This is a genomic window from Vibrio sp. AH4, from assembly GCF_030710545.1.
In the GTDB taxonomy this organism is placed as follows: domain Bacteria; phylum Pseudomonadota; class Gammaproteobacteria; order Enterobacterales; family Vibrionaceae; genus Vibrio; species Vibrio metoecus.
Window position 1 is genome coordinate 769,408 of record NZ_JALAIV010000003.1, and the last position, 12,424, is coordinate 781,831.

Consider the following 12,424-nt stretch of genomic DNA (forward strand, 5'->3'; position numbering starts at 1 on the left):
TACCGTTTTTTACTCACGAACGATATGCTAAAGCAGCAGCAACTAAATCTCTACCACCGGGGATAGTATCAAGGTAGGCTGCCACCTTTAAACGTGTTCTTGCTTCGGTGTGTTGAATTGAGTCCAGTTTAAACAACCTAATGCTTTCTCTACCTTGATCTGAGATACCTCGAATCAAAACGGTATCAGCGCCTGCAGGCCATTCATAATGAAGGTCATGATCATCAAGATGGGGATGAACAATTTTAAATGTACAGTTTCGATAAATAGGCTCTTTAATTTCTATTGTATCGAAGTTTCCTTTTTTAACGGGGCTATTGCATAAGTTACACGCTAAAACGAGGTTGTCGATGGTAAATGCGAACTCTGGATGCTTTGGGCGTACTGCTCCTCCTTTAGGCGCGAAGTGTTCTATTTCAGTTTTTCCCGTTTCACCTAAAGGTAAACCACAATAAGCACATTTATTATCTTGAATGGCTAAAAGTTGATCCCTCAAGCTCGATTTAAAATCATTTATATATTGGTTGTTTTTTATGTCCCACTCGCCGCCAACTAACGGAGATAATCGTTCAATTTCTGTTAATATTTCTTGAGAAATCACTGGCATTGATGGTAGCTTATTTATCATTAGCCATTCTCTCAATATATTTTTTTGACTGAGACAATATTTCATTTACCGGATCATTGTCGTTTAAGATATAGCGACTCAGCTTTTCATGTAACCTTGTTACTTCTTCAAGTTCATGACTACTTTCTGATATTAGTTTTAGTAGTGAAACAATATCAGATTCAAAGTATTTATTTCGAGTAGTTCTCAAATTAAAAACCTCATAGAGTATATTCTCTGCCGACCAAGCATATGTATCATGCTGTATAAGCTTACTAATACGAGACTCAACGCCATTAGTATAAGATTTACCTAAAGATAAAAGACTTGAACTTTCTGGATTTAAATCTGAAACCATAAAGTGGGAATGCGATGCTAACAAACAGTGTGAACTTTTAAAAAAAGCAGTAACGGACTTTAGTAGGTTAATATAGTTCATTTGCCAACGAGGATGCAAACTTAGCTCAGGTTCATCAATCAATATTAATGAATTATCCTCGATCTCTGACAACAAATTAATCATAGTAAATATAAAGTGTTTTTCTCCCGAACTAGTATGTTCAAAGTCAAAGTAATCGCTCTTAACAAATTTTATATCGGGACTTGCAATCAGTTCCAAAGTCTCCATCATTTTCAAGTATTTGTTATACTCGAAAAAATCAGAATTTGATGACTTCGCCGTATTCAAAGAAAATGATACATAATCATTACGTACGTTATTTGAATTTGATAACCTTTCAATAAACTCTACTAATTGTTCTGATGTAAACTCAAATCCATCCAATATTTCTCGACGTAAAAACTCTTTTCTCCCCACAACCGAATTCATTTTTTTCTTTACAAATTCGTTATCTACCCCTCTTGAAAACAACGTTTTTCTTTTTAATTTATATACAATTTCAATACTACTATTCAAACCAACAAAGTCAAAAACCTTATTAAGAGAGTCAACCCTCTTAGGCTCATCTAGTATTTTCAAAATCGATGACAATAATTTCTTTTGAATTGTACTAGTATAAGTTGCGTTCGATGTAGCTCTTACACCAAGATATTTATATTTCTCTTCAACTACTTCTTCATATAGAGAGATTTCTCGATCACCTACAAATGAGAACTTATCATTAACCATAAATGATAAAGCAATAATCTTGTTGGGTATTTCTATCTCACCCCTAGAGACAGCATTACCATTCATTTTGAAGAAAAGGTTATTTTTTTCTTTAGTTATCTCGTAAAGTTCATTAGAAATATTATATGAAACAGATATTCTTTCATACTTGATTTGTGTGGATTTGGTAGGGCGAGAAACAAATCTAAAAAAATCCGATATTATTTTCAGCAAAAAGCTTTTACCAACTCCATTTTCTCCAATAATTAATGATGTAAAGATTTCCTCCCTGTTACTGTTAAACTCATCATTAAATTGACAATCATAAAGGGTGTTGCCTTTATGGAAAACAGTAAAACTATTTAGTGTAAACAAAATATACTCCATTAATATAAATATAGTAGCCCCATCAAAACGGTATAACGCCCGCCTAAGGGGCTGGCAACGCATTACCACTAAACTCAAACACAACAACTGCAACCACCGCGGCTCATTGGGACTGGAAACGCTACGCGTTGACAGTCCCTCTTGAGGCGTTTGTTATGTGATATTTTACTTAGCTGTCTTTACATACATTTCACATACAGCTTGAACATCGTGGAAGTCCTTTGTCCTCCAAAACGGTTGATGCTCAAAGCCTTTGTTTGAATTTTTTTGCTTATAACCATTAGGACCACGACCAAAATATGACGTTAGAGTCGGTACTAACTCATTTTCTAATGATTTACCACTGACAGAAACATCGTAGCCGCCAATCGAAGGAGATACCCAAAGCCTACCGTTTGCGCCACTCAAACTGATATGTTTTTTCGTGACCTTTTGTTGGTTTAAAACTAAAGAGCTACGGAAACGATGATTTATATCCGACACCACATCGTTAAGCAGACTATAAAGAATATCTACTTGATTCATTTTCCACCTTTCGAAATCACATAACGCCTGGTTAAGGGGCAGCCAACGCCATTACCAAGCTTCCGCATAACACCGTAACCACAAAAACCAACGCATAATAAAAATGCCACGCGTTGGCTGTCCCTCTTGAACCGTTTGTTATGGCTAACAAATCACTGATTTATTGGGCAAAACTTTAAGAAAGGTCTATACGTTCATCTCGACATTCGTAAGAGCCCATTTCGAATTCTCGACAAATCCAAGGGCGATTTTCGTAAATTGTGCACATGAACGTTTCACGATCTAGAGCTGAACACCAACCATCTGACAAACGCAACATCGTTTCTCCACCCCATTCATCGAATGCAATATGCTGCTCTGGTACACCTGTATCGGTAATGATCATAACCTCCAAACGGCAACAACAAGCATGGCAGTTTGAGCACGATATTTCCGGATTTGATACATTTTTAATTGGGATTGTCATCGAGTTCTTCAGCGAGTTTAATCGCAGAATAGTACTCCAATTTAGACCAATTTACCGACATTAATGATGAACTCAACTTGATAGCCATAACGCCCGCCTAAGGGGCTGGCAACGCATAACACTAAACTCAAACAGAACAACCGTAACCACCGCGGCTCAATGGGACTGGAAACGCCACGCGTTGACAGTCCCTCTTGAGGCGTTTGTTAGTTTCGTAGCCTATTGTTTAACAATGACTTTTTAAACACATTTCCCTGAAAGGCATTTTACGCAAAAGCATCATGCAAACACACTTCCAACGCCAAAAGCTGTGAAGTTGGCTGCCAAAACTTAAAACGAACAAGGTTGGTTTGGGCACGGTTAAGAGTCCGCGATATAGAAAGCCAGATCACAGCGATGATTCAGCCTTTTATGAAACCAAACTGGCCGTGTTGAACATCCGACAACATTAAACCATCGAAGCTTATTGTTATCAGCGAATTTTAAACTACTGAACTTTCAATGCTTGCTACCAAATTAGCATCAGGAAAAAACCAACAGCCAAATTGTGCAGCTTGAATGCTAAATGCTGAATTTTCAGAACCTTGCGCGTGAGTTTTTGATGATTTTCCTGAGAGAAACTAACGCCCGCCTAAGGGGCTGACAACGCATACCGCCAAACTCAATCACAACAGCCGAAACCACCGCGGCTCAATGGGACTGGAAACGCCACGCGTTGACAGTCCCTCTTGAGGCGTTTGTTATGTGTTTGAATACGTTGATACTTCAATAAGATTCCCATCAGGATCTCTGAAATAGAATGATGTGATTGCACCTTGTGCACCTGTACGTTTTACAGGCCCCTGCATGATAGTCACACCTTGACCCTCCACATGCTTCATCGCATCAGACAGAACTGTGTCGGTAATAAAGCACAAATCTGCGCTCCCAACTCTGACATTTTGGGCTTTAGGTTCAAACTCATTACCGAGTTGATGAAGATTGATCTTCTGGTGACCAAACTCTAGAGCAATCCGACCAGCGCCAAAACTAACAGCTTTCATGCCCAACACTTTTTCATAAAAGTTCGTTGTTGTTGGAATATCTGCAACAGTCAGAACCAAATGATCAAGGTGACTAATTTTCATCAGAAACTCCATTTTCTAGGAAAACACATAACGCCCGCCTAAGGGGCTGGCAACACAAACCACTAAACTCAAACACAATAACCGAAACCACCGTGGCTCAATGGGACTGGAAACGCCGCGCGTTGACAGTCCCTCTTGAGGCGTTTGTTATAAGCAAGATACCAACGTTACAAAAGCTCTTCTAAATCCGACATTAGCCATGCGCTGTTATGCTGCTTAAAACCAATTTTTGGATAGTATTTTGTTGCTTGTGGAGCTGATAACAAAATCAACTTACAACCTTTTTTAAGACTGACGAAAGTCTGTCGGATCAATTCTTTGCCAATTCCTTTCGATTGGATCTGCTCCGAAACAGCCAAATCCGATAGATAACAGCAGTAATGAAAATCTGTCACTGAACGAGCAATACCGACAAGCTGATCACCAATCCAAGCTGAGACAAGCAAATTCGCATTTTCCAACATCCCACTGATACATTCGTAATTATCGGTTGGACGTCTAGCTCCAAGCGTTGTCTGATTGAGCAGATCCACAAACTGCTCTGGCGTAATTGGGCGATTCACAAAATATTCAACTTCCATTTTTTACTTTCCTATAGAGCCCAAACTTCAACTTGCTTATAACGCCCGCCTAAGGGGCTGGCAACGCATAACACTAAACTGAAACGCAACAGCCGAAACCACCGCGGCTCAATGGGACTGGAAACGCCGCGCGTTGACAGTCCCTCTTGAGGCGTTTGTTAACTGGCCTTACCAAGAACTCTAGCTGCGCCAACATAAACCAAACCTGCTAATTCGCAATCTTTCAAAGCACGATGAGCACCTGATGAGTTAATGTAAAATCTATCAGCGACATCTGCCAACTTATAACTGGAAAGATCCCACGCTTTTTTAGCCATTTCGAAGGCACAGATGATTTTATTTTTAGGCCTGTGACCGATTAATGAAAAGCCTTTTTTAATAAACCGCATATCAAATTTCGCATTGTAGGCAACGATAGGTAAATCACCGATGAAGTCTTTCAAAAAAGCCATTTCATCTCTTAGGTCTGCACCTTCTGCATCCACCATCTTTTGAGTTATTCCAGTGAGATTTGTAATTCTTGTAGGGATCGGAATTGATGGCTTTATCAAAGAGTTATATGTAACGTGATTTTCACCGGATAAGTCAAAAAGTATGGCACCTATCTCAATGATTTCATCAAAATCGGCGTTAAGACCAGTTGTCTCAACATCGATCACGATAAATCGCCTTGGAATAAATGGATATTCCAACAAGAAATTTTCATACTCTTGCATAAAGATACCTATTTAGTAGATTGCCAGTTAACGCTCTGTTAAGGGGTGAGCAACGCAATACTGAAGCCGCCGCATACCACCTTAAACACTAAAACCAACGCATAGTGAAAATGCCACGCGTTGCGAATCCCTCTTGAACAGTTTGTTAACTGAGCGCCTTTCAGTTTTCGGCGATCTTTCAGCCACTTTCGCCAAAGCTCGTTTTGCTAATTAATGATTAGCAAAGCTAACTCAAATATGTATTTAACCAAAAAATTACCGTTTATCTTTAGTTTGAAATGCGTCTCACAACACCATACTTCCGCGATGTAAGTGCGCCGAACTAATCGCGAATGCCTTATATTATTAGAAGGCTTTGTGCCGCCTTTCACATCAGTAAACTTAAGTATCAAACTGAAATTAGTCGCATTAGCTCAGCTAAGGGAACCGACCGAACACGATAAATCTCTGAACCTAGAAGCTGTATCATTGTGCTTTCGTATTTTCTGCGCCAGTTAACGCCCGCCTAAGGGGCTGGCAACGCATTACCACTAAACTCAAACACAACAACTGCAACCACCGCGGCTCATTGGGACTGGAAACGCCACGCGTTGACAGTCCCTCTTGAGGCGCTTGTTAGGGCGATTTTTACTTAAATGCCTAGATTTGCATAGAGCTCATTTTTCCATTAACAAAATAGTAGTACATATAATTGTAACTATTAGGATTTTTACAGACTAATTGTGTAATAACCTCACCATTGGCATATCTAGATATATTAGAATTACAATAACTCTTAGCTTTTCTAAATAAATTTCTAACTGTATCTTCTGTATCAGAGAATGAAATTGAATGAATTTTAACAAGATACTCCTGCAAAGCAGCATCTTCCTTTTCTTTTTCCAGAAATTTTTCTCTTTCTATCTTTTCACTTTCTTTTCTAGACTGTTCATCAAAAATACTTTTTTGATGAACATACTTTAAAAGGCTAGCATAACGATTCACAATTCCTTGCCTTGTTAATGAGTCACACTCTAATCTTGATATGTATATTATATTTGTATACGGAAGTGATCCATTTTCATTATACGGCTTATATATGTTCTCTAAAAAATAATCTTTCTTTGTATTTGATATTTCTTCATCTATAACACTATAATATCCACTGTCGTAACATTTTCCTTCTTCTTTTTCCTCATTGGACTTTATATTCATCCCTAACATTGCGCCAATAGCATCATGACCACTATCATAGTGAGCGCAGCCAAATAAACTTACACAGCAATAGATTATTAATAATTTTTTCACTTTTATCCTTCCAAAACAATTAAAACATAATAGTTTAATCTATTTTAAAAACCTAGTTTTGCCCTAACGCCCAATTAAGGGGTGAAGCACGCAATACCGAAGCTGCTGCATACCGCCTTAAACACTAAAACTAACGCATAGTTAAAATGCCACGCGTGCTGAATCCCTCTTAAATTGCTTGTTAGGCAAAAAATTTTATGTAGCTGCGCCTTTAGATTTTTCTTTTTTCTCGAGCAAACCGTTAATTTCCTGATCTAGCTTTCCTAATGATTCGACATACCAATCCTTGGTATACCTAGACTCAATATCAATGTGAGATGCACGAAGTGCTCGGTAGAAATAAACCAACGAGACTATGAAAGACACAACCGAGAGGCTTCCAATGAACGGTTGCGAGATAAGACCTAATACAATGTAAATTACACCATGAATTGAACGATTTATTGCTACTTGAAGTGAAGCTTGGCGTAATTTCATTAGAGCAATACTATTTTCTGAACCATCAGGCTCGATTAACTCTTGCAATACATACGATTTTTTTGAAAGCAAATATTCCATGCGCCAATCATGGTTTAACCTTGAAATTACATCCATTCCAAATTCAAACAGCCTTTTCATAATCTCGTAAACAGCCCAAAAGAGGAAAGAACCTAGCGCCCCTTGAACTATAACCGGTAAGTCCAAAATACTATTAATAAACTCCACGTTTCCTCCTTTTGCCTAACGCCCGCCTAAGGGGCTGGCAACGCATTGCCACTAAACTCAACCACAACAACTGCAACCACCGCAGCTCATTGGGACTGGAAACGCCGCGCGTTGACAGTCCCGCTTGAGGCGTTTGTTAGCTTCGTAGCCTATTGTTTCCAAATAACTTTTAAACACCTTTGCTTGAAAGTGATTTTACGCAAAAGCATCAAGCAAACACACGTCCAACACTAAAAGCTGTGAAGTGAGCTGCCAAAACTCGCAGCGATCAAGGTTAAGTTGGCCACTTACCGAATTTCCGGCAAAGAAAGCGCGATTTCAGCGATGATGCAGCCTTTTGTGAAACCAAGTTGACCGAGTTGAACATCCAACAACTTTGAAGCATTGAGACTTGTTGGCTTTCAGCGGCTTTGAAACTGCGGAACTTCCAACACTTTCTACCAAATCAGCATCTAGAAAAATTCAAATGCCAAATAGTCCAATTTGAACACTAAAAGCTGATTTTTCAGAACAAGAAGTTTGGATTTTGATGATTTTAGCCTTTAAGAAGCTAACGCCCGCCTAAGGGGCTGGCAACGCACTACCACCAAACTCAAACACAGCAACTGCAACCACCGCGGCTCAATGGGACTGGAAACGCCACGCGTTGACAGTCCCTCTTGAGGCGTTTGTTATGTGAATTTGAGCCTAGTGAGCTAACCATTTACAAGGCTCCAGGCTCATTTCGGTAAATTTTGCTGTAAACGATGATTCTGAAGGACTACACGCATAAACTCCAAAACTGACCACTTTTTGTGTCGGTAAAGGGGGATTACATTTACCCATTTCTATCGTAGTCTCTCCCAACTGATGTAAGTGAAAGATACGCATCTGGTTAAAAACCAAGCCATCAAACGAGGATTCGATAAGAAAATCTGGCCCTCTACGACTTAAACGATACCAAATCTCTTTAGGAAGCGGGATATCGGTAGTTGCCCAATCTGAATACCCTAAATTTGTAACTACACTACCAAGTCTAGAAAATGATTGATTTTCGTACTCTATCGAAGCTTTAAACCAATTTTCATTATCGAGATAAATGATCAATCCACATTGATCAAACAGCTGTTGATAAGCAAAACTTACCTTAGCGGTAAATGTGAAATTGTCTTTTGAGTCAATCAATAATGCAGGAGCATTTTCATTACGAAAACCATAATAAGAACGTTGCCAAAAATCTGTTTTCGGCTCGGTAGTTATCGACACAAACTCTGAAGTGACTTCACTCACTTTCGGTTCAGAAATCCACTTCCCAGCAGTAAAATTTACCATTACCAATCTCTTTGTTGTTCACAAAATTCACATAACGCCCGCCTAAGGGGCTGGCAACGCATACCACTAAACTCAAACAAAACAACCGAAACCACCGCGGCTCAATGGGACTGGAAACGCTACGCGTTGACAGTCCCTCTTGAGGCGTTTGTTAGCTTCGTAGCCTATTGTTTCACAATGGCTTTCTAACACATTTGCTTGAAAGGCATTTTACGCAAAAGCATCTCACAAACACACGTCCAACGCCAAAAGCTGTGAGGTTGGCTACCAAAACTCAAAATGATCAAGGTTAAGTTGACCACGGTTAAGAGTCCGCGACAAAGAAAACCAGATCACAGCGATGATGCAGCCTTTTATGAAACCAAACTTTCTGTGTGGAACGTCCAACAACATTGAAGCATCGAGGTTTGATGATTTTCAGCGACTTTGAAACCACTGAACTTTCAACACGTTCGACCAAATCAACATCAAGAAAAAACGCAAAAGCCAACTTATGCAATTTGAATGCTAAAAGCTGATTTTTCAGAACGAGTGAGCTTGGATTTTGATGATTCCAGCCTTTAAGAAGCTAACGCCCGCCTAAGGGGCTGGCAACGCATTACCACTAAACTTAAACACAACAACTGCAACCACCGCAGCTCAATGGGACTGGAAACGCCACGCGTTGACAGTCCCTCTTGAGGCGTTTGTTAGCTTCGTAGCCCATTGTTTACCAATGACTTTTTAAACACATTTGCTTGAAATGCATTTTACGTAAAAGCATCACTCAAACACACGTCCAACGCCAAAAGCTGTGAAGTTGGCAGCCAAAACTCAAAACGGTCAAGGCTAAGTTGGCCACGGTTAAGAGTCCGCGACAAAGAAAGCACACTTGCAGCGATGATGCAGCCTTTGTGAAACCAAACTTTCCGTGTGGAGCATCCAACAACATTGAAGCATCGAGGTTTGATGGTTTTCAACGACTTTGAAACTGCTGAACATTCCACACTTTCTACCAAGTCAGCATCAGAAAAACTCAAAAGCCAAGTTGTGGAATTTGAGCGCTAAAAGCTGAATTTTCACAACAAATGAGCCTAGATTTTGATGATTCTTGCTTCAAAGAAGCTAACGCCCGCCTAAGGGGCTGACAACGCATAACAACAAACTCGAACACAACAACCGTAACCACCGCAGCTCAATGGGACTGGAAACGCCGCGCGTTGACAGTCCCTCTTGAGGCGTTTGTTATATTGACAATTTACAGTAGCTCAGCCTTTATATCTCTAACAATGTTATTACCCACTCTTCTAGCATCACTTGGCGTTTTAGCGAATGCAACTTGATACCTATCATCACCAATGAATTTAATGTGGTTATGTGTCCCTGTATCGACAATTTCCATATTTAAAATTTTAAGTTCAGCCTTGAGCTTTGGAGTCACTCCATCATAACCACTGAATAAGGTTTTAATCGTTTGAATGAAACTATTTCGAGTACCATCAATTTCATTATACTTTATTATATCTTGCAGTAAACTTTGTCTACGAGAGTTTGGTTTCGCGCTGTCTAATTGACTCTTAACAATATCAATAACCAGATCGGATATTTCACCTTTATAATATTCCCGCTCTTTTCCTCGCACAATAATTGGTGAACCCATTTTTATCGAGTTATTTTGAAGCTCTTTAAATCGAATATCTAAAACTTGATATTCTGCATTTAATTTATCAAGTGTTTCTTGAGTTTCTATAAGAGTAATTAGTTGCTCTTCAATATCCATTTCATGCTTTTGTTTTAATTGTTCAATTAAACTCTCCTGTTCTTCAAGTTGAGCAAAAGCTTGTTCAGCAAGCTCTTGATATTCTTTATCTTCAGAAAGCACCTCAAATCGTTGTTTTAATAGAGTACGTTGATCTTTTTGACGCTTTGCTCTTACAGCGCTAGGACTAAAATGTTTTTTCTTATTAAATCCATTAGTTGTATGCGTAATGTGAGAGAGGATATATTGTAGTGCATGAGCTCCTGAATCAATAACTTCGTTTAATGTAGCTTGGGAAAAAAGCTTTGAATTACAATCATGTCCACCAAATGATGGATAGATAATATTTACTGCACCATCCCATGCTGAATACTTACGCCCAAGTATATCTTCCATTTCCCAACTGTTAATTTCATCTTCAGAGTATATAACTTGCGCTAAACCCAATAATTGCTCTTGGAGTTTATAAGGATTTATAACCGGTTTGTTATTTGATTTTGTGTTACTGACTAAAACTAAAGGATGTCTCCGTTCTCTACGTTCTATTTCAAAACTTAATGCTTTAAGTTCATCTTGTGTATTTGAAAAATTTAGAACTTTTAAACCTATAGTTTCATTGTGAAGTTCACCGTTCTGCTGAAGGAAGTTAACTAAACGTGGTTTTGTTGTCGACGGTATTTCCGTTACAAGTGTACTGATATCACTAGTTTCAAGCAGAATTGATACTGTTGTTGCATCATCATCCTCTCGGATACCAATCTCTGTAATCCACTGTCGACCTTTAATCTCTCGATCAGGATGGGTAAACAAAACTGAATACATACATGGTGATAGATCAATAGCCGCATATGTGCGGACTTTCATTCTATCAATTGAAAACTCTTCTCCCCCCTTTAACTCTGCTACTGTGAAATGCCGCTTAGTGACATTTTTCAGCCAACCAGCAACTGTTTTAAAAGCTGTTTGACTACTATTATCACCAACAAGTTGGAATTGATTTACGTAAATGAGCATATGCTTCCTCTGATTATTTTCTATATTAGAAACAGTTACAGGATAGCATCCCATTTATCCTATCATATTGATCACAATCTGATTTTTATGATTTAATTGTAAATATAACGCCCGCCTAAGGGGCTGGCAACGCATTACTACTAAACTCAAACACAACAACTGCAACCACCGCAGCTCAATGGGACTGGAAACGCCACGCGTTGACAGTCCCTCTTGAGGCGTTTGTTAAACTGCATTTTCAAGACTATAATGACCCAATTAAAGACCACATAAAGGACTGATTAAATGACCACTAGAATCCTAGCTGATGTTGCAGCAAGCATTACCGAATTTAAAGCAAACCCAATGAAAGTTGCAACTAGCGCCTTCGGTGCTCCTGTTGCTGTACTCAACCGAAATGAGCCGGCTTTCTACTGCGTCCCTGCAAGCACCTACGAGATCATGATGGATAAGCTTGAAGATCTTGAGCTACTGGCTATTGCCAAAGAACGCTTAAGTGAAGACAGCGTATCGGTAAATATCGATGACCTATAAGCTTGAGTTCAAAAAGAGTGCTTTGAAGGAATGGAAAAAGTTAGCCGTTCCACTCCAACAGCAGTTCAAGAAGAAACTAATAGAACGCCTTGAAAATCCACATGTTCCATCAGCCAAACTGTCTGGCGCTGAGAACATTTATAAAATAAAACTTCGGCAGTCTGGTTATCGCTTAGTCTATCAAGTTGAAAATGACATCATCGTAGTTACTGTTTTAGCTGTCGGTAAACGAGAACGCAGCGAAGTTTACACTAAAGCGCTGCAACGGCTAGACGACTGATGCAGTTTAACGCCCGCCTAAGGGGCTGGCAACGCACT

General features: G+C 39.3%; 15 protein-coding genes and 3 pseudogenes. 2 read left to right on the forward strand and 16 right to left on the reverse strand.

Annotated features, from left to right (window positions below; all coding sequences use genetic code 11):
• Window positions 1-13 precede the first annotated feature (13 nt).
• From MKA69_RS16540 to MKA69_RS16615, 16 genes and pseudogenes are all read right to left on the reverse strand, one after another.
• Window positions 14-628, reverse strand: a complete 615-nt coding sequence (locus tag MKA69_RS16540; RefSeq protein ID WP_305848511.1) for an HNH endonuclease — start codon at window positions 626-628, stop codon at window positions 14-16.
• Window positions 618-2,090 carry an AAA family ATPase gene (locus MKA69_RS16545; protein WP_305848512.1) on the reverse strand — a complete coding sequence of 491 codons (1,473 nt, stop codon included), beginning with the start codon at window positions 2,088-2,090 and terminating at the stop codon, window positions 618-620. The genes MKA69_RS16540 and MKA69_RS16545 overlap by 11 nt, the downstream gene beginning before the upstream one ends.
• A 177-nt stretch (window positions 2,091-2,267) precedes the next feature.
• On the reverse strand, window positions 2,268-2,627 hold the full coding sequence (locus tag MKA69_RS16550) for a histidine kinase (RefSeq protein WP_134817827.1): 360 nt from the start codon (window positions 2,625-2,627) through the stop codon (window positions 2,268-2,270).
• A gap of 175 nt (window positions 2,628-2,802) precedes the next feature.
• Complete coding sequence (locus tag MKA69_RS16555) at window positions 2,803-3,093, reverse strand: YkgJ family cysteine cluster protein (RefSeq protein ID WP_080569473.1); 291 nt, start codon at window positions 3,091-3,093, stop codon at window positions 2,803-2,805.
• Window positions 3,094-3,359: 266 nt separating this feature from the next.
• Window positions 3,360-3,494 (reverse strand): DUF645 family protein, encoded by a 135-nt coding sequence (locus MKA69_RS16560; protein ID WP_305848647.1) that lies wholly within the window; start codon window positions 3,492-3,494, stop codon window positions 3,360-3,362.
• Between the two features lie 339 nt (window positions 3,495-3,833).
• A complete protein-coding gene (locus MKA69_RS16565; protein ID WP_305848513.1) occupies window positions 3,834-4,220 on the reverse strand; it encodes a VOC family protein in 387 nt (128 codons plus the stop codon).
• Window positions 4,221-4,387: 167 nt separating this feature from the next.
• Window positions 4,388-4,801: a GNAT family N-acetyltransferase gene (locus MKA69_RS16570; RefSeq protein WP_088129515.1), complete on the reverse strand. Its 414-nt coding sequence runs from the start codon at window positions 4,799-4,801 to the stop codon at window positions 4,388-4,390.
• Between the two features lie 158 nt (window positions 4,802-4,959).
• Entirely contained in the window at window positions 4,960-5,517 is a 558-nt protein-coding gene (locus MKA69_RS16575) for a PolC-type DNA polymerase III (protein ID WP_052147661.1), read from the reverse strand.
• A gap of 639 nt (window positions 5,518-6,156) precedes the next feature.
• Window positions 6,157-6,804: a hypothetical protein gene (locus tag MKA69_RS16580; protein ID WP_305848514.1), complete on the reverse strand. Its 648-nt coding sequence runs from the start codon at window positions 6,802-6,804 to the stop codon at window positions 6,157-6,159.
• A gap of 195 nt (window positions 6,805-6,999) precedes the next feature.
• Window positions 7,000-7,509, reverse strand: a complete 510-nt coding sequence (locus MKA69_RS16585; RefSeq protein WP_305848515.1) for a hypothetical protein — start codon at window positions 7,507-7,509, stop codon at window positions 7,000-7,002.
• A 195-nt stretch (window positions 7,510-7,704) separates the two neighbouring features.
• Window positions 7,705-7,858, reverse strand: a pseudogene (locus MKA69_RS16590) (DUF645 family protein).
• 338 nt (window positions 7,859-8,196) lie between these two features.
• Window positions 8,197-8,820 (reverse strand): DUF1349 domain-containing protein, encoded by a 624-nt coding sequence (locus tag MKA69_RS16595; protein WP_069213287.1) that lies wholly within the window; start codon window positions 8,818-8,820, stop codon window positions 8,197-8,199.
• A 185-nt stretch (window positions 8,821-9,005) separates the two neighbouring features.
• Window positions 9,006-9,122 carry a Tfp pilus assembly protein gene (locus tag MKA69_RS16600; protein ID WP_142728556.1) on the reverse strand — a complete coding sequence of 39 codons (117 nt, stop codon included), beginning with the start codon at window positions 9,120-9,122 and terminating at the stop codon, window positions 9,006-9,008.
• Window positions 9,088-9,213: pseudogene (locus MKA69_RS16605) on the reverse strand (DUF645 family protein); the annotation flags it as partial. The gene MKA69_RS16600 and the pseudogene MKA69_RS16605, both read right to left, overlap by 35 nt.
• A gap of 356 nt (window positions 9,214-9,569) precedes the next feature.
• Window positions 9,570-9,751: pseudogene (locus MKA69_RS16610) on the reverse strand (DUF645 family protein).
• 306 nt (window positions 9,752-10,057) lie between these two features.
• Window positions 10,058-11,572 carry a hypothetical protein gene (locus MKA69_RS16615; RefSeq protein ID WP_305848516.1) on the reverse strand — a complete coding sequence of 505 codons (1,515 nt, stop codon included), beginning with the start codon at window positions 11,570-11,572 and terminating at the stop codon, window positions 10,058-10,060.
• 285 nt (window positions 11,573-11,857) lie between these two features.
• Between MKA69_RS16615 and MKA69_RS16620 the strand changes: the two genes are divergently transcribed.
• Entirely contained in the window at window positions 11,858-12,106 is a 249-nt protein-coding gene (locus MKA69_RS16620; RefSeq protein ID WP_000213183.1) for a type II toxin-antitoxin system Phd/YefM family antitoxin, read from the forward strand.
• Window positions 12,096-12,386 (forward strand): type II toxin-antitoxin system RelE/ParE family toxin, encoded by a 291-nt coding sequence (locus MKA69_RS16625; RefSeq protein ID WP_000221352.1) that lies wholly within the window; start codon window positions 12,096-12,098, stop codon window positions 12,384-12,386. The genes MKA69_RS16620 and MKA69_RS16625 overlap by 11 nt, the downstream gene beginning before the upstream one ends.
• Window positions 12,387-12,424 lie beyond the last annotated feature (38 nt).